Below are 17,449 nucleotides of genomic sequence, written 5' to 3'. Positions count from 1 at the left end.
TCGGCCTGATCCACGACGGACTATTGGATGAGCGAAAGCACGGTGATCGCGCTGGTGGTCGGTGTGGTGCTCGCGCTGTGGCTGATGCTTGCCGGCTGGGCGCTCTATGCCGGGCTCGGTTTCCGGCGCCGCGCCGCGCGGGTCGAACGCGATGTCGTCCGGCTTGAGGAACTGCTCGAAGCCGCCCCTGCCATTCCCATGCTTGTCCGTCCCGATGGCCGGATCGATGCGCCCGCGCGGCTGGCCGATTGGCTCGGCGTCGCGCGCATGCCCAATTATTTGGGCGAGCTGGCGGGGATCGATTCCGGCCTGCTCGAAAGCGACGGCGCAGGCCTTGCGGAAGATATCGCCGCCGCGCAAAAATCGGGCGGCCGCTTCTCCCGCGCCGTCCGCACGCAGGACGGTGCCCGCACGCTCATCATTCGGGGCACGCCAGCCGGGCCCGTGCTGTCCGCGCCCGGCGGGGTCATCCTCTGGTTCTTCGACGCTACCGAAAGCCAGCTCGAAATCGGGCGTCTGGGGGATGAGGTCGGGCGCCTCACCAAATCCTTCGGCGCGCTTGCCGGGCTGATTGAAGCGTCGCCCTTTCCGATGTGGCATCGCGGGGCCGATCTGCGGCTGGCGCTCGTCAACAGCGCCTATGTGAAGGCCGTCGAGGGGCGCGACGCCGCCGATGTCATCGAACGCGGGCTCGAACTGGTCGAGGCCAGCGGCGGGCGCACCCCCTTTGCCATGGCCGCGGCTGCTCGCGAGGCGGATGAGGTGATGCAGCGGACCGTGCCCGCCACGATCGGCGGTGAACGCCGGATGATGCGTGTCGTCGACGTGCCCATCGGCGAAGCGGGCGTTGCGGGTTTCGCGATCGATATCGAGGAAACCGAACAGCTCCGCACCGCGCTCAACCGGCTCGTTGCTGCCGAACGAAACATGTTCGATCGCCTGTCCGCGGGCGTCGCTCAGTTCAGCGCGGATCGCTCGCTCATCTTCTGCAACCAGCCCTTCCAGCGCATCTTCGGCATGAAGCCCGAATGGCTTGCCGATCGTCCTGAATTCGACCGGGTTCTCGAACGCATGCGCGAGGCGGGGCGCGTGCCAGAGGTCCGCGACTTCCCCGGCTGGAAGCAGGAACGGCGGGGCTGGTTCCTCTCGGGCGAGGCCGCAGCCGAGGAAAGCTGGCTGCTGCCCGGCGGCGCGCATCTGCGTGTCGTGGCCCAGCCGTCGCCCGATGGCGGCCTGTTCATCGTGTTCGAGGACCGCACCGAGCAGCTCAAGCTCGAAAGCGCGCGCGATACGCTGCTGCGCGTCCGCACCGCCACGTTCAACAATCTGTTCGAGGCGATTGCCGTGTTTGCCGGCGACGGGCGCTTGAACCTCTGGAACGATCGCTTCCGCGAAATCTGGGGGCTGGAGGAAAAAATTCTCACCGCCCATCCGCGCATCGATGCGCTGGTCGAAATCATGGGTGGTCAGCTCGCCAATCCCGAACGTGGCCGGCTGATCCGCGAACTGGTCCGCGTCGCCACCAACGAACGCCAGCATCGCAGCGGACGCGTGGCGCTGCGCAACGGGCATCATTATGAATTTGCCGCCGTCCCGCTGCCCGATGGCAACGCGCTCTTCACTATGCTCGACATTTCGGACAGCCGTCGCATCGAACAGGCGCTGCGCGACCGTGCAGAGGCGCTTGAGGATGCCGACAAGCTCAAGACCGCCTTCGTCGCCAATATGAGCTATGAACTGCGCACCCCGCTCACCTCGATCGGGGGCTTCGCGGAAATGCTGCAACAGGGCTATGCGGGTCCGCTTGCCGATACCGCGCGTGATTATGTCGGCGCCATCATCGATTCCGTCACACGGCTGAGCGGGTTGATCGACGATGTGCTCGATCTTACCCAGGGCGGGGCGGGGGGCGTTCCGATGGAGCATGAACCGGTCGATCTGCACAGCATCGCCTCGGAAATCGCGGCCGAGCAGAAGGGGGCGATGACTGCCAAGGGAATCACGTTCGCGCTCGATCTCGATCCGTCGGTGGGGCAGGTGTCGGGCGATGCGCGGCGGCTGCGGCGCAGCGTCGCGCACATGATCCGCAACGCCATCGCGATGACGCCCGAAAACGGCCGTATCCTCCTCCATGGCAGCGGCGATGGGGCGGCGGCGCGGATCGTCGTGTCCGATGATGGCGCGGGGATGAACGCGGATCAGCAGGCTCATGCCTTTGATCGCTTCAGCCGCGCCGACCGCGCACCGGACGGCGATGATGCCTTCGGCCTCGGCTTGCCCCTTGCGCGCCAATATGCGGAGGCGCATGGCGGCTCGCTCACACTCTATTCGGAACCGGGGGAAGGGACCGTACTGACGATGGAAATTCCGCGATGATCCGGCTTGCCAATGAAGCCGCGACGCTGGCGATCGGTGCCGCGCTTGCGGCCTGTGTGCGGCCGGGCGACGTGATCGCGCTGTCGGGTGATCTGGGCATGGGCAAGACGACGCTGGCGCGCGGCCTGTTGTCCGCGCTTGGCCTTGCCGAGGAAGCCCCGAGCCCCAGCTTCGCGATCGTCCAGCCCTATGACGTCCCCGAAGTACGCATTCCCGTGGCGCATGTCGATCTTTACCGGCTCGACGATCCCGAGGATGCGCAGGAACTCGGGCTCGATGACATGCGGTATGATAGCGTGCTGCTGATCGAATGGCCCGAACGTCTGGGCGATGCGCTCTGGCCCGATGCGCTGCGGCTCAGCCTTCAGCCCACCGCAGACGGCGCACGCGCCTTGACAGCAACCGTACCGCCGTCTTGGGAGGGCCGATGGCCACCGAAATGATTCCGCCCGCATCCGCCCCCGCTTTCCTCGCCGCGCATGGCTGGGAAGGGGCCGAAATCCTTCCTCTCGCGGGCGACGCCTCGTTCCGCCGCTATTTCCGCGTGGTCGCACCCGGCCGGCGCGCGGTGCTCATGGATGCGCCGCCGCCGCATGAAGATCCGCGCCCCTTCATTCACATCGCCGAGCATTTGAGCGGGCTTGGCTTTGCCGCGCCCGCGATCCTCGCCACCGATCTCGAAAACGGCCTCGTCCTGCTCGAGGATTTCGGTGATGACCGCGTGCGCGAAGCGATCGATGCCGCGCCCGAGGTGGAAGGCCCGATCTATGCCGATGCCGTGCGCCTGCTCGCGCGGCTTCACCGCCATCCGGCCATGGACGTGCCGCCCTATGATCGCGCGCAATATCAGCGCGAGGCGGGGCTGCTCACCGAATGGTATTGCCCCGCGATCGGGCTCGACGTCGATGCCGCCGGTTATGAGGCGGCCTGGGACCAAGCGCTTGCCGGACTTTACGGTGCGGAGGCGCGCGGGGTCACGGTGCTGCGCGATTATCACGCCGAAAACATCATGCTGATCGAGGGCAAGAGCGGTGTCGACCGGCTCGGCCTGCTCGATTTCCAGGACGCGCTCGCCGGTCATCCGGCCTATGATCTCGTCTCGCTCCTGCAGGATGCCCGGCGCGATGTCTCGGCCGCGGTCGAAGCCGAAATGCTTGCGCTCTACAAGGCGGAAGCAGGTGTCGGCGATGATTTCGACACTGCCTATGCGCTCCTCGGCGCGCAGCGCAATGCGAAGATCGTCGGCATCTTCATGCGCCTGTGCAAGCGCGACGGGAAGCCGCGCTATCTCTCCTATCTCCCGCGCGTCTGGGCTTATCTTGAACGCGATCTCGCTCATCCCGCGCTTGCCCCCGTGCGCGCCTGGTTCGATGCCAATATCCCGGCCCACCAGCGCGGCGCGGCATGGGCGGCGGAAGCCGCGGCATGAACAAGCCCATCCGCAAGCCGCTTGCCATCCGCCCGGCCACGGGCGGCACGCCGCTGCGTACCGCGATGGTGATGGCGGCGGGGCTCGGCAAGCGGATGCGTCCGCTCACCGTCACCCGACCCAAGCCGCTGGTGCACGTCGCGGGCAAGGCGCTGCTCGATCATACGCTCGATCGGCTGCGCGCGGCGGGCATCATGCGCGCGGTGGTCAACGTCCATTATCTCGCGGATTCGGTTGAGGCGCATCTGCGCTCCAAGGCGTCGGACATGGCAATCCTCGTATCCGACGAACGCGGCCAGCTGCTCGAAACCGGGGGCGGGCTCATCAAGGCGCTGCCGCTCATCGAGGATGATCCCTTTCTCTGCGTCAACAGCGACAATCTCTGGGTCGATGGCCCGGTCGACGCCATCGGACTCTTGTCCGAACGCTGGAATGCCGAGGAAATGGACGCGCTTCTCCTCGTCGTTCCGCAGGCGCGCGCCAATTGCCACACCGGTCCCGGCGATTTCCATCTCGATCCCGAAGGCCGCGTCAGCCGCCGCAAGCCGGGGCGCGTTGCGCCCTTCGTCTATACGGGCATCCAGATCGTGTCGCACCGGCTGCTGCGCGATGCGCCCGAAGGCGCCTTTTCGACCAATATCTTCTGGGACCGCGCGATTGCCGAGGGCCGTTGCTACGGCCTTGTTCATGAAGGGCTGTGGTTCGATGTCGGCACACCGGTCGCGGTGAAGAAGACCGAGGCGATGCTCGCCCATGGGTGAGGCGCAGGCCCCATCCGTCTTTACTATCCCCCCGCACCGTGCCTTTGCGGATGCGCTGGCCGAAGGTTTGCTCAAACGCTGGGGCAAGGATCCGCTCGCGCTGGCGCGCGGCATCGTCCTCGTGCCCAACAACCGCGCGGGCAATGCCGTCATATCGGCCTTTGTCCGCCGGGCAGAGGGCGGGTTACTGCTGCCCCGGCTCGTTCCCATCGGCGATCCCGATCTCGATGAACGGCTGGGCAGCGCGCTCGATCCGATCGGGCAGGGCGCACCGCTGCCCCCCGCTATCGATCCCGTTCGCCGCCGCATGATCCTGGCCCGGCTGGTGCAGGAAGAGCGCGCGCGCGCCCGCGAGCCGGTGGATGCCGCCGAGGCGATCCGCCTGGCCGCCGAGCTGGCCCGCACGCTCGATCAGCTTCTCGTCGAACGTGTCGATCCCGCGCGGCTCAAGACGCTCGAGGTCGCGCCCGAACTGTCCGAGCATTGGCAGAAATCGCTCGCGCTCCTCACCATCATCCTTGATCGCTGGCCCGCCCAACTCGAACGGCTCGGCCGGATCGACATGGTCGAACGCCGCAACCTGCTGCTCGACCGCATCGCGCGGCGCTGGCGCGAACAGGGCAGCGGCGCCAGCTTCGTTGCGGCCGCCGGCATCACCTCCACCGCGCCCGCGGTTGCCGGTCTGCTCAAATCGGTCGCGTGGATGGATAACGGCCTCGTCGTCCTGCCCGGCCTTGATGACGAGATGCCGGGCGACGAATGGGATGCGCTCGGCCCCTTTGCCCGCGATCCGGTCACCGGCACGCGCCGTCCGTCGATCGAAACCCATCCCCAATTCCATCTGAAGCTGCTGCTCGACCGAATGGATGTCGGCCGCGCCGAGGTGCAGCGCTGGGCGTGGAGCGGCGGGCACGATGCCCGCGCCGAACGCAGCCGCGCCATTTCCAACGCGATGAAGCCCGCGCTCTTCACCGGCCGGTGGAGCGAGGAGGGGATCGTCACGCGCCTCAGCGGCATCCGCGCGCTCGAGGTGGCGACCCCGGCCGAGGAAGCACAGGCGATTGCTCTGGCGCTGCGTGAGGCGCTGGAAACGCCCGAGCGCACTGCCGCGCTCGTCACGCCCGACCGCGCGCTCGCGATCCGCGTTTCCGCCCATCTCAAACGCTGGGGGATCGAGGCGGACGATTCCGCCGGGCGTCCGCTGTCGACCGAGGCGCCGGGCACGCTGCTGCTCGCCATTGCCGAGGCGGCGGCCGAAAACTTTGCACCCGTCCCGCTGCTCGCGTTGCTCAAGCACCCGCTCGTCAAGGCGGGCGAGGAAAGGCTCGGCTGGCTGGAAAAGGTCCGCCATCTCGATCTCGCGCTTCGCGGCCCGCGCCCGCCTGCGGGGCTTGAGGGGGTTTCGCTCTATCTGCAGGGCGGTTCGGATCGCGAGCAACCCGTCCGCCGCCGCGCCCAGCCCGGTTGGGCGGAGGCGCGTACGCTGCTCGATCCGCTGGCAGACGGTTTTGGCCGCGCCCGGTTGCTTGGCGATCTGCTCGGTGCCTTGCGCGATGCGGCGACGGCATTGGGGGGTGACGGCATCTGGTCCGGCCCCGCCGGCCGGGCGCTCGCCGACCTGCTCGCCGATCTCGAAGCCCATGCCATGGACGGCCCCGGCGATGCGCGGCCCGAACATCTCGCCCCGCTGCTGAAGCGGATGATGGACGAAATCGCGATCCGCCCGCCCCAGGGCGGCCATCCGCGCATCTCGATCTGGGGGCTGCTCGAAGCGCGCCTCCAGCAATCCGATCTGATGGTTCTGGCGGGTCTCAACGAGGGCAGCTGGCCGTCGCTCCCGTCGCAGGACCCGTGGCTTGCCCCGCGCGTCCGTTCCGAATTGGGCCTCGCCAGCCTTGAACGCCGCATCGGCCTGTCGGCGCACGATCTGGCCAATGCGCTGGGGGGGCCGAAGGTTCTCGTCACCCGCGCCCGGCGCGATGCGCGCGCGCCCACCATCGCCTCGCGCTTCTGGCTGCGGATGGAGGCTATGGCCGGCCCGATGAAACGGGTCGCGGGGCTCGATCACTGGATTGGCGCAATCGACCGGCCGGGCACGTTCACGCCAGCCGGCCAGCCCGCACCCGTGCCCCCGATCGAAAAACGCCCACGCACGATCAGCGTCACTGATGTCGATCGGCTGAAGGCGGATCCTTACGCTTTTTACGCGCAGAAGATGCTGCGCCTGCGCGCGCTCGACCCCATCGATGCCGATCCCTCCGCCGCCTGGCGCGGCACGGCGGCGCACGATGTGCTCGAAATCTGGGCGAAGGAAGATGGGTGGAAAACCGGTGCGCTCGAAGCCCGCGCCCGCGCGCTTTTCGAACGCGCCGATACCCATCCGGTCATGCGCGTTCTCTGGCAGCCGCGCCTGATGGAGGCGCTCGAATGGATTTCCGCCGAGATCGCCGAAGGCCGCCTCATCGGCCGTATCCCGGTCAAGGCCGAGGCGTGGGGCGCGCTCCAGATCGCCGGGGTCGAACTCGGCGGCCGGATCGACCGGATTGACCGCTTCGCCGATGGCAGCCTTGCCGTGATCGATTACAAGACCGGCTCTCCGCCCAGCAGCCGCGCGGTGCGCGAAGGCTTTTCGATGCAGCTCGGCTTGCTCGGTCTGATCGCGGAAGAGGCTGGGTTCGAGGATGTTCTCGGCCGCGCCGCCGCCTTCGAATATTGGTCGCTCGCACGCGGCAAGACGGGCTTTGGCTACAAGCAAAGCCCGGTCGATGAAAGCGGCCGCTGGCAAAAGATCGTCACTGCCGAATTCACCGCGATTGCGCGGCACAATTTTATCGAGGCGGCCGAGCGCTGGCTCACCGGCAACGAAGCCTTCACGGCAAAGCTCCATCCCGAATATGCGCCTTATGGCGATTATGATCAGCTGATGCGTCTCGACGAATGGTATGGCCGCGATGGCTAAGGTAAAACCGCTCCTTGCCCTGCGCGGCAATCAGAAACTCGCCTCCGATCCGCAGGCACAGGTCTGGCTTTCGGCCTCGGCCGGCACCGGCAAGACGCACGTCCTCACCGCGCGAGTGATGCGCCTGCTGTTAAGCGGGGCCGATCCGTCGACGATCCTCTGCCTCACCTTCACCAAGGCGGGCGCCGCCGAAATGGCGGATCGCATCCATGCACGGCTCGCCCATTGGGTGCGCCTGCCCGATACCGAACTGGCGCGCGATCTGATGGCGCTGGGTGAGGATCACGGGCCAGAGAGCCGCGCGGTGGCGCGTACGCTCTTTGCCCGCGTGCTCGACGCCAGCGGCTCGGGGCTGCGCATCCAGACGATCCACAGTTTTTGCCAGACCTTGCTTGCCGGTTTCCCGGTCGAGGCCGGGCTTATCCCCGGTTTCCGGCCGATGGAGGCACGCGAGGAGAAGCTGCTCGCCCGAACCGTTTTGGCGGATATGCTGGTGGGTGCGGAAAACAGCGGTGACGAAGCACTGCTTCAGGCCGTGCAGGCGCTCAGCCGCCGGCTGGGGGAAGGCGGGGCCGAAGGCTTCCTCATGGACTGCGCGGCCGTCCCCGCCGCCATGGCCAATTTCGGCGCGGATATCCCGGCCGACATTCGCGCGGCGCTTGGCGTGCCCGAAGGCGATATCGAACAGGCGATCATCGCCGCCTGCGCCGATGATGCGTTCGACATGGAAAGCGTCCGCCGCATCGGCGCCGCCAATGCCGAGATCGCCGGGGTAAAGGGCCTCGCCAAGGCCGACATGATCGCGAAATGGCGTGGTGCTTCGCCGGAGTTGCGCGCGCAGATGCTCGCCGATCTGCTCGGCGTCGTCCGTAACAAAAAGGGTGAACCCTTCGCGCTTTCGGCCAAGATGCTCGGGATCGAGCCGGGCTATGAAGGCTATGCCACGCGCATTGCCGATAGCGTGCAGGACCTGCTCTCGCTGCGCAGCCGCGCCGAACTTGCGGCCATTCTGGGCGCCGGGCTTGAGGCGGGTCGCCGCTTCGCGACGCTCTATGCTGAGGCGAAACGGCTTCAGGGCTCGGTCGATTTCAACGATCTAATCCGCAAGGCCGTCGAACTGCTCGGCCAGTCGCGCATGGCCGACTGGATCCGCTTCAAGCTCGATCAGGCGACCGATCATATCCTTGTCGACGAGGCGCAGGATACCAATGCCCAGCAATGGGCCATCGTCTCGGCGCTGGCGGGCGAATTCTTTTCGGGCGATGGCTCCAAGGCCGATCGCATCCGCACCATCTTTTCGGTCGGCGACTATAAACAGGCGATCTTCGGCTTTCAGGGCACCGATCCGATCAATTTCCAGGCGGCGCAGATCTATTTCGCGCGGCAGGCGGAATCGGTCGGGCATGATCTGCTCGATCTCTCGCTGATCGAATCCTTCCGCTCCACCGAGCCCGTGCTCGAACTGGTCGACGCACTGCTCGACAATCTCGGTCATGATGCGCTTGGCCTGATGTCGGGCACCGAGCCGCATAAAAGCGCGGTTTCCGGCCCCGGCATCGTCACGCTCTGGAACCCCGTATCGCCGGACAGCCTCAGCGGCGATGACGACGAAATCGAGGGCGACGAAAGCTGGCTGTCGGACAGCACACGCAGCTTCGCCACCCGGCTTGCGCGTCAGATCCGCCACTGGCTCGAAGAACCGCTCTGGCTCGAAAGCAAGGGGAGGCCGCTCCGCCCTGAGGATATTCTGATCCTTGTCCGTCGCCGCAGCGAGCTTGCCTCGCTCATCGTCGCGCGCCTTTATGCCGAAGGGGTGCCCGTTGCGGGCATCGATCGTCTCCGGCTCAACGCGCCGCTCGTCGTGCGCGATCTCCTCTCCGCCATCCGCTTCGCGCTCCAGCCCGAAGACGATCTCAATTTCGCAGGACTGCTCGTCTCGCCGATCATCGGCTGGACGCAGGAGCAGCTAATGGAGCAGGGGCTGGAACGTCCCAAGGGTAGGAGCCTCTACCGCCATCTGCGCGATACGCGTGCGCTTGAGGGCGATGCGGCGGAGGCGATCCGCCAGATCCTCGGCCAGGCCGATCTCACCACGCCTTACCGCTTCCTCGAAAACCTGCTCTCCGGTCCGGTCGATGCGCGGCGCAAGCTGCTGGCGCGGCTGGGGGCGGAGGCGCGCGATCCGATCGAGGAACTGCTGAACGCCGCGCTCCAGTTCGAAAGCGATTCGGCGCCGTCGCTGCAATTGTTCATCGACTGGTTCGATCGCGGCGATGTCGAGATCGTCCGCGATCCATCCGCGCCGCTCGATGCCGTGCGCGTGATGACGGCGCACGGCGCCAAGGGGCTTCAGGCGCCGCTCGTCATCCTCGCCGATGCCACGGTCGATCCCACGCGCGGCCCGCGCAGCAGCGTGGATTGGGACATTTTCGAGAATAACGAGCCCGTTCCCGTCTTTCGGCCGCGAAAAGGGGAGGCGGCGGGATCGCTCGCCGAGGCGGTCGATCTGTCCACCCGGCGAGAGCTCCAGGAACATTGGCGGCTCCTCTATGTCGCGCTCACCCGCGCCGAGGAACGCCTGATCATCGGCGGTGCGCTCGGGCCGCAGGCCAAGGGCGTGCCGCATGCCAAGAGCTGGCACGCCGCCATTGGCAGCGCGTTCGAGCAACTGGGCGTCGAGGCGGTCGATGACGGCGAATGGGGCGGCGCGCGTCATTTCCTTGGCCATCGTCCGGCCGAAGCACCGCTGCGCCAGCCGCCCGCTGAAAAGGCCGTCGAGCTCCCGCCATCGCTGCCCGAATGGCTGCACCGCGCCGCGCCCGAGGAATCGCGCCCGCCGCGCCCATTGGCACCGTCCTCGATGGGCCCTGATGATGTCGCCAGCCCGCCGCCGGGCCCCGAGATGCGCCGCGCGGCCGAACGCGGCCGGCTGCTCCATGCGCTGTTCGAACGCCTGCCCGATGTCGCGCGTGATGCCCGCGAAGGCGCGGCGCTTCACTGGCTCGAACACAGCGCGGGGCTCTCTGATCCCGCCGAACGCGCGGCCATTGCCCACGACGCGCTCGCGATCGTCAACGATCCCGTCCACGCCGATCTGTTCGGTGCCGATGCGCTCGCCGAGGCGCCGATTGCTGCGGTCGTCACGGGCGATGTGATCGCGGGTACGGTCGACCGGCTTCTCGTGCGTGACGATATCATCCGCATTGTCGATTTCAAGACGGGGCGCCGCGTGCCCGCCGGGGTGCTCAAGGTGCCTACCCATCACCTGCGGCAGATGTCGGCCTATGCCGAGGCGCTGCGCGTGATCTTCCCGGGCCGTCGCATCGTGGCCGAGCTTCTCTATACCGCCGGCCCCGCATTGATCGAGCTGCCCGAGGCGTTGCTCGCGGCGCACAAGCCGGGCTTGGCACCCACGGAATAAAGCTTTGGGCAAAACGGTTGAGACGCGGGCGATCCGCTCCTAGATACGGTCAACCCTAAAGGAGATTTGGCGATGGCCACCAAGCAGATCAGTGACGCAAGCTTTCATCAGGACGTGATCTCGGCCGAGGGCCCGGTTCTCGTCGATTTCTGGGCTGAATGGTGCGGTCCGTGCAAGATGATCGGCCCGTCGCTTGAAGAACTTTCGGACGAGCTTGGTGAAAAGGTCACGATCGCAAAGCTCAACATCGACGACAATCCCGACGCCCCCGCCAAGTACGGCGTGCGCGGCATTCCGACGATGATCCTGTTCAAGAACGGCCAGCCCGCCGCCACCAAGGTCGGCGCGGCGCCCAAGAGCCAACTCAAGGGCTGGATCGAAAGCGAACTCTAAGCGATTTCGAAGCAGATGGAAGCATCTGCTGACTCGGAAATCGCGGATTGGGAACCGCTAACCAAAGAGTATCTGCGCCGCTTCGTCCCATAGCCGGGGGGAAGCGGCGCCGAGCAGCCCGGGGCGCAGATCGCCGACCAGATAGGGGCTGCCATCGGCACGGGCCACGCGGCCGCCCGCTTCATTGACGAACAGCACGCCTGCCGCATGGTCCCAGGGCAGCGCGCGTTCGAACAGCGCCAGATCGTTTTGCCCCAGCACCAGGCGCGGATATTGCTCAGCGGCGCAGCGGGGAATGTCCACCAGCCGCATCTTGCCTTTGGCGCGTGCCTTGAAATCGGCCTTGCGCCCGGCTTCCATGAACATCGTCGAAATCGCCGCGATGGGCAGGGGGGCGCCGCTTTCCTCGGCCTTTACGCGTTCGGCGTCGATCCACGCGCCGCGCCCGCACTGTGCATGGCACATCCGCCCGTCAATCGGATCGAACAGCCAGCCGGCCTCGGTCACGCCATTGTCGACCAGCGCGACGAGTACGCCGAAGGGGGGCTTTCCGGCCACGAAATTGGCGGTGCCGTCGATCGGGTCGATGATCCAGCGCAGCCCTTCGCCGGCATGCTCGAGCAGCGCGGGGTTCGCCGCCGCGCCCTCCTCGCCCACAATCCCCGCCTCGGGCAGGATACGGGCCAGCCCTTCGGCCAGTCGGTCTTCGCTCTCATGGTCGACGACGGTGACGATCTCGTCCGCCGCCTTCAGCCGGATATGCTCGGAAGCAAGCCGGCCGAAACGCGGCAGGATCACATCCGTGCCCACCTTCTCGATCAATGTCGCGACGCGGTGGTGCAGCGGATGCATGGTCGTCAGCTCCGGTAGTCGGCGTTGATGGAAATATATCCATGCGTCAGGTCGCAGGTCCAGACCGTTGCACGGCCGTTGCCAAGGCCCAGTTCCACGCCGATCTCGATTTCCTTGCCCTTCAGGTGTGCGGCCACGGGGGCTTCGTCATAGCCTTCGACCGCCAGCCCGTCGCGCGCCACCTGCGTCGCGCCGAAACGGATGGCCAGCCGGTCGCGCTCGGCGGGTTCGCCCGCCTTGCCGACGGCCATCACCACGCGGCCCCAATTGGCGTCCTCGCCGGCGATCGCGGTCTTCACCAGCGGCGAATTGGCGATGGAGAGCGCGATGCGGTGTGCGCTGTCGTCCGAAACCGCGCCTTCCACGGTCACTGCGATGAACTTGCTCGCGCCTTCGCCGTCGCGCACCACCTGATGCGCCAGGTCAAGGCAGATCGCGGTGAGCGCCGCCTGAAACGCGTCCGCGCCCGCATCGTCATAGGCTGAAAGCGGCACGTTGCCCGCCTTGCCGGTCGCAAAGGCCAGCACCGTGTCGCTGGTCGAGGTATCACTGTCGACCGTGATGCTCGAAAAGCTCTTGCGGTTCGCCGCCGACAGCATCTGCTGCAGGAAAGCGGGCTCAACGGCTGCATCGGTAAAGATAAAGCCGAGCATCGTCGCCATGTCCGGCGCGATCATCCCCGATCCCTTGACGATCCCGGCGATGTTCACCGTCTGCCCGCCGATCACCGCCTGCGCGGTTGCGCCCTTGGTAAAGGTGTCGGTGGTCATGATCGTGGCGGCGGCGTCTTCCCAACTGCATTCGGGCGCGGAAAAGGCTGCGTCCAGCCCGGCCTCGGCCTTGTCGATGGGCAACGGTACGCCGATCACGCCGGTGGACGAGACGAAGACTTCGGACGGCTGGCAGCCTAGATGCCCGGCCACGCGCGCGGCGATCGCCTCGACGGCGGCACGCCCGCGATTGCCGGTAAACGCGTTGCTGTTGCCGGCATTGACGACAACGGCGCGTGCCGTGCCCATCGGCAGGGCGGATCGGCACCATTCCACCTCGGGCGAGGGGCATTTGCTCGTCGTGAACACGCCCGCCACGCTCGTTCCGGCATCCAGCGTCACAAAGGTCAGATCGCAGCGATTCCAGTTCTTGTATCGCGCCCGCGCCACGCGCTTCGACACGCCCGCAATTTCGGGAAGTGCGGGGAAGGCTGCGGGGGCAAGGGGGGATTTCACAAGATCGGTCATGGTGTCGGCTCGAAACTCCGGAATGGAACTGCTGGCCGTCTAGCGCATCGTGCCAGACGGTGGAAACGGCTTTTCCAAAAAACCCCCAACTGATAGCCTGTTTCAGTGGGACGGGCATGCCCGGAACAGGGGAGGATCAGATGATGTTGTTGATGGCTGCAATGCTTCTTGCCGATGCCGCAACCGGCACACCGGCCAAGGTGGTCGAAGGGCAGGGGCCCAATATCACCGCCGCCGATTACCCGCGTGAGGCGGCCGCTCAGCGTCAGGAAGGCACGGTGGCGGCCATTTTCACCATCGGCGCCGATGGCGCGGTGTCGGCCTGCGAGATCGAACAGTCGAGCGGCCATGCCGCGTTGGATTCACGGACCTGCGAGGTGTTCATGCGGTCTCGCTGGGTGCCCGCGCGCGATGAGGCGGGCAAAGCCGTTGAAAGCCGGATGAAGCAGAAGATCAGTTGGAAGCTCGATGATCTGCTCGGCGGCGACGATCCCAATATCGTCCGCGGCGATGCGATCCTGTCCTATGACCGCGACGGGATGATCTCCTCCTGCCGCCTCGTCCGCCCGACGGGTGACGCGGGCGAGGACAAGCGGCTGTGCCAGGTGGTGATCAAGCACAAGATCGATACCAAGCATTACGATGCCGATGGGCGCCGCCGTGTCCATGAGGAAGTCGTGCCCTTCGCCATTGCCAAGGCCAAATAAGCGGTATCCCCCGTCCAGCCCGGGTGCCCGCGCGTCCGGGTACGGTTTTTTCGTGCCGTTTCGATAGACGAACGGCTCCGCAATAACTATGTCATGCCAACGCTGTTGAGAGGCCCGTCTTTGGAACTGTTGCTTTTTCTGTCTGCGCTCTTGTCTGGGTTTACCGGGGCTATCTCCGGTGAGCGTCGGGCCGAGCTTGCACAGATGCAGCAGAGCGCGGCTGAAAATATCGCGGGAATCGTGGCGGTTGCGCACGTTCTTTCGATCGAGAAGGCAGCCCCGGTGCGCGCTGCGGTCGAACCCGGCGCCCGTTCGCTGGCCGCCTATGCACAGCCGCTCTCCACGCCGGTTGAGCCTCTGCTTCCCTTTGCGCCCACGCCCTTTGGCGAGCGCCGTCGGGAATAGGTTGCGGCCATCGGCGCCGTAATTGCCATGCGCCGACGCTCCCATTTTATCTTATCGCCATAAATTTGCGTGTCTGCTCGCGGTCGCGGCGGGCGCATCATAGAATAGACAGGAATTACAATGCTCGGTGGCCTCGCCAAAGCCATTTTCGGTTCGTCCAACGATCGCTACGTCAAGTCGCTCGACAAGATCGTCGCCAAGATCGCCGCCTTTGAAGACAGCGTCGTCGCGATGAGCGACGAGGATCTCGCCGCGCAGACGGCGCGCTTCCGCGAACGGCTCGATCAGGGGCAGACGCTCGACGATCTGCTGCCCGAAGCCTTCGCCACCGTCCGCGAAACCGCGCGCCGCGTTCTCGGCATGCGCCATTTCGACGTGCAGATGATCGGCGGCATCGTGCTCCACCGGGGCGAGATCGCCGAAATGCGCACCGGTGAGGGCAAGACGCTGGTCGCCACGCTCGCCACCTATCTGAATGCGCTGTCGGGCAACGGCGTCCATGTCGTCACGGTCAACGACTATCTGGCCCGCCGCGACGCCGAACAGATGGGGCAGGTCTACCGCTTCCTTGGGCTCACGGTTGGCGTGATCGTCCCCAACCTCACCGATTTCCAGCGCCGTGACGCCTATAACGCCGACATCACCTACGGCACGAACAACGAATTCGGTTTCGATTATCTGCGCGACAACATGAAATATGACCGCGAACAGATGGTCCAGCGGCCCTTCAATTTCGCGATCGTTGACGAAGTGGACTCGATCCTGATCGACGAAGCGCGCACGCCGCTCATCATTTCGGGGCCGACCGACGACAAGTCGGAAATGTACGTCGCGGTCGATCTGGTCGTGAAGAAGCTCGTGCCCGAGGATTACGAGGTCGACGAAAAGCAGCGCTCGATCATCCTTACCGAAGATGGCACCGAACGCGCCGAGCGCCTGTTCGAGGAAGCCGGCCTGCTCGTCGGCGCCAATCTCTACGATTACGAAAACACCCAGATCGTCCATCACATGAACCAGGCGCTCCGCGCCAACGTCATGTTCAAGCGCGATACCGACTATATCGTGAAGGACGACAAGGTCGTCATCATCGACGAATTCACCGGCCGCATGATGGACGGGCGTCGCTGGTCGGACGGCCTGCACCAGGCGGTCGAGGCCAAGGAAGGCGTCCGGATCGAGCCCGAGAACCAGACGCTCGCCTCGATCACCTTCCAGAATTACTTCCGCATGTATCCGAAGCTGTCGGGCATGACCGGGACCGCCGCCACCGAGGCCGCTGAATTCTACGACATCTACAAGCTGAACGTCGTCACCATCCCCACCAACGTCCCGGTCCAGCGCGTGGATAACGAGGATGAGTTCTACAAGAACACCACCGACAAGTTCGGCGCGATCGCCAAGGCGATCGCTGAAAAGGCGGCGCTCGGCCAGCCAGTGCTCGTCGGCACCGTCTCGATCGAAAAGTCCGAGCTTCTGTCCGAATTCCTGCGCAAGGAAGGCGTGCCGCACAAGGTGCTGAACGCGCGCTACCATGAAAGCGAAGCGCACATCGTCGCGCAGGCGGGCCGATCGGGCGCGGTCACCATCGCCACTAACATGGCGGGCCGCGGCACCGATATTCAGCTCGGCGGCAATATCGAATTCCGCATCCACGACGAACTGTCGGAAATGGCCGAGGGCCCCGAGCGCGATGCGGCGATCGAGCGCATCAAGGCCGAGATCGCTGAGGAGCGCGAACGCGTGAAGCAGGCGGGTGGCCTGTTCGTGCTCGGCACCGAGCGCCACGAAAGCCGGCGTATCGACAACCAGCTGCGTGGCCGTTCGGGCCGTCAGGGCGATCCCGGCCTCAGCCGTTTCTACCTGTCGCTCGATGACGATCTGCTGCGCATCTTCGGCCCGGACACGATGTTCGCCAAGATGATGAATTCGAACCTTGCCGATGGTGAGGCGATCGGTTCGCGCTGGCTGTCCAAGGCGATCGAGACCGCGCAGAAGAAGGTCGAAGCGCGCAACTATGATATCCGCAAGCAGGTCGTCGAATATGACGACGTGATGAACGATCAGCGCAAGGTCATCTACGAACAGCGCAGCGACATCATGGACGCCGAAACCGTCGACGATGTCGTCGTCGACATGCGCGCCGAAACGGTCAACATGATCGTAGCCGATGCGTGCCCGGCCGATACCTATCCCGAACAATGGGACATTGCCGGCCTGAAGCAGCGCACGCTCGACGTGCTCAACCTCGCGCCCGATTTCGACGCATGGCTCACCGAGGAAGCGGTCGATCCCGAACTCATCGAACAGCGTCTCCAGCAGCTGGCCGATGCCGCCGTGGCTGAAAAGATCGCCGATCTTCCGCCCGAAAGCTGGGCGCAGGTCGAAAAGTCGATCCTGCTCCAGTCGCTCGATCAGCATTGGAAGGATCACCTCGCCACGCTCGATGCGCTGCGTCAGGTCATCCATCTGCGCGCCTATGCGCAAAAGACGCCGATCAACGAATATAAGCAGGAAGCCTTCGCGCTCTTCGATCGCATGCTCAGCGCCATCCGCGAGGACGTGACCCGTCTCATCGCCAATGCCCGCTTCATGCCGCAGGAAGAGCTGGAAGTGCCTGAACTGCCGCAGATGCCCGACATCTTCACCACCCATATCGATCCGCTGACGGGTGAGGACGATTCGAACGATATCGACGCCGGCTCGCTGGGGCTGATCACCACGCGCCTGCCTCCGCTTCAGGTGGCGCAGTTCGCTGCCGAGGATGAACTGGGCGAAGATCCGGCCAACTGGGAAGGCCGGGTCAGCCGCAATGCGCCGTGCCCCTGCGGTTCGGGCCAGAAGTACAAGCACTGCCACGGCGCTCTCTGATCGCCGCCTGACAGTATGCGAAAAAGGCCCGTCCCTGCAC

12 protein-coding genes are annotated in these 17,449 nt (G+C 65.7%); 10 read left to right on the top strand and 2 right to left on the bottom strand.

Features of this window, described 5'->3' with window-relative positions:
- Positions 1-27 precede the first annotated feature (27 nt).
- From QYC26_RS02110 to trxA, 7 genes are all read left to right on the top strand, one after another.
- Complete coding sequence (locus QYC26_RS02110) at positions 28-2,376, top strand: sensor histidine kinase (RefSeq protein ID WP_317513753.1); 2,349 nt, start codon at positions 28-30, stop codon at positions 2,374-2,376.
- Positions 2,373-2,819: a tRNA (adenosine(37)-N6)-threonylcarbamoyltransferase complex ATPase subunit type 1 TsaE gene (gene tsaE / locus QYC26_RS02105; protein WP_317513752.1), complete on the top strand. Its 447-nt coding sequence runs from the start codon at positions 2,373-2,375 to the stop codon at positions 2,817-2,819. The genes QYC26_RS02110 and tsaE overlap by 4 nt, the downstream gene beginning before the upstream one ends.
- Complete coding sequence (locus tag QYC26_RS02100; protein ID WP_317514978.1) at positions 2,816-3,805, top strand: aminoglycoside phosphotransferase family protein; 990 nt, start codon at positions 2,816-2,818, stop codon at positions 3,803-3,805. Before tsaE ends, QYC26_RS02100 begins: the two co-directional genes overlap by 4 nt.
- A complete protein-coding gene (locus tag QYC26_RS02095; protein ID WP_317513751.1) occupies positions 3,802-4,566 on the top strand; it encodes a nucleotidyltransferase family protein in 765 nt (254 codons plus the stop codon). Before QYC26_RS02100 ends, QYC26_RS02095 begins: the two co-directional genes overlap by 4 nt.
- A complete protein-coding gene (gene addB / locus QYC26_RS02090) occupies positions 4,559-7,525 on the top strand; it encodes a double-strand break repair protein AddB (protein ID WP_317513750.1) in 2,967 nt (988 codons plus the stop codon). The genes QYC26_RS02095 and addB overlap by 8 nt, the downstream gene beginning before the upstream one ends.
- Positions 7,518-10,946, top strand: coding sequence for a double-strand break repair helicase AddA (gene addA, locus QYC26_RS02085; protein WP_317513749.1), 3,429 nt, complete (start codon positions 7,518-7,520; stop codon positions 10,944-10,946). The genes addB and addA overlap by 8 nt, the downstream gene beginning before the upstream one ends.
- A gap of 72 nt (positions 10,947-11,018) precedes the next feature.
- Positions 11,019-11,339, top strand: a complete 321-nt coding sequence (gene trxA, locus QYC26_RS02080) for a thioredoxin TrxA (protein WP_317513748.1) — start codon at positions 11,019-11,021, stop codon at positions 11,337-11,339.
- 57 nt (positions 11,340-11,396) lie between these two features.
- Here the strand turns inward: trxA and QYC26_RS02075 are convergent, their stop codons facing one another.
- Together QYC26_RS02075 and argJ are read right to left on the bottom strand one after the other, a co-directional pair.
- Positions 11,397-12,191: an inositol monophosphatase gene (locus QYC26_RS02075; protein ID WP_317513747.1), complete on the bottom strand. Its 795-nt coding sequence runs from the start codon at positions 12,189-12,191 to the stop codon at positions 11,397-11,399.
- 5 nt (positions 12,192-12,196) lie between these two features.
- A complete protein-coding gene (gene argJ, locus QYC26_RS02070) occupies positions 12,197-13,429 on the bottom strand; it encodes a bifunctional glutamate N-acetyltransferase/amino-acid acetyltransferase ArgJ (RefSeq protein ID WP_317513746.1) in 1,233 nt (410 codons plus the stop codon).
- 152 nt (positions 13,430-13,581) lie between these two features.
- Here argJ and QYC26_RS02065 point away from each other — a divergent pair, with 152 nt between their 5' ends.
- From QYC26_RS02065 to secA, 3 genes are all read left to right on the top strand, one after another.
- Positions 13,582-14,136, top strand: coding sequence for an energy transducer TonB (locus QYC26_RS02065; protein ID WP_317513745.1), 555 nt, complete (start codon positions 13,582-13,584; stop codon positions 14,134-14,136).
- 120 nt (positions 14,137-14,256) lie between these two features.
- Positions 14,257-14,541, top strand: coding sequence for a hypothetical protein (locus QYC26_RS02060; protein ID WP_317513744.1), 285 nt, complete (start codon positions 14,257-14,259; stop codon positions 14,539-14,541).
- Between the two features lie 120 nt (positions 14,542-14,661).
- Entirely contained in the window at positions 14,662-17,409 is a 2,748-nt protein-coding gene (secA, locus tag QYC26_RS02055) for a preprotein translocase subunit SecA (RefSeq protein WP_317513743.1), read from the top strand.
- Positions 17,410-17,449: the final 40 nt, after the last annotated feature.

This window comes from Sphingomonas sp. C3-2, assembly GCF_033025475.1.
Lineage (GTDB): Bacteria > Pseudomonadota > Alphaproteobacteria > Sphingomonadales > Sphingomonadaceae > Sphingobium_A.
The sequence above is the reverse complement of the archived record's forward strand: the minus strand, read 5'-3'. Positions and strand labels throughout refer to the sequence as shown.

Coding starts and splice junctions, on each gene's coding strand:
- addB (WP_317513750.1), top strand. CDS start 4,559: ATGGGTGAGGCGCAGGCCCCATCCGTCTTTACTATCCCCCCGCACCGT.
- QYC26_RS02110 (WP_317513753.1), top strand. CDS start 28: ATGAGCGAAAGCACGGTGATCGCGCTGGTGGTCGGTGTGGTGCTCGCG.
- argJ (WP_317513746.1), bottom strand. CDS start 13,429: ATGACCGATCTTGTGAAATCCCCCCTTGCCCCCGCAGCCTTCCCCGCA.
- trxA (WP_317513748.1), top strand. CDS start 11,019: ATGGCCACCAAGCAGATCAGTGACGCAAGCTTTCATCAGGACGTGATC.
- addA (WP_317513749.1), top strand. CDS start 7,518: ATGGCTAAGGTAAAACCGCTCCTTGCCCTGCGCGGCAATCAGAAACTC.
- QYC26_RS02075 (WP_317513747.1), bottom strand. CDS start 12,191: ATGCATCCGCTGCACCACCGCGTCGCGACATTGATCGAGAAGGTGGGC.
- QYC26_RS02095 (WP_317513751.1), top strand. CDS start 3,802: ATGAACAAGCCCATCCGCAAGCCGCTTGCCATCCGCCCGGCCACGGGC.
- QYC26_RS02100 (WP_317514978.1), top strand. CDS start 2,816: ATGATTCCGCCCGCATCCGCCCCCGCTTTCCTCGCCGCGCATGGCTGG.
- tsaE (WP_317513752.1), top strand. CDS start 2,373: ATGATCCGGCTTGCCAATGAAGCCGCGACGCTGGCGATCGGTGCCGCG.
- QYC26_RS02065 (WP_317513745.1), top strand. CDS start 13,582: ATGGCTGCAATGCTTCTTGCCGATGCCGCAACCGGCACACCGGCCAAG.
- secA (WP_317513743.1), top strand. CDS start 14,662: ATGCTCGGTGGCCTCGCCAAAGCCATTTTCGGTTCGTCCAACGATCGC.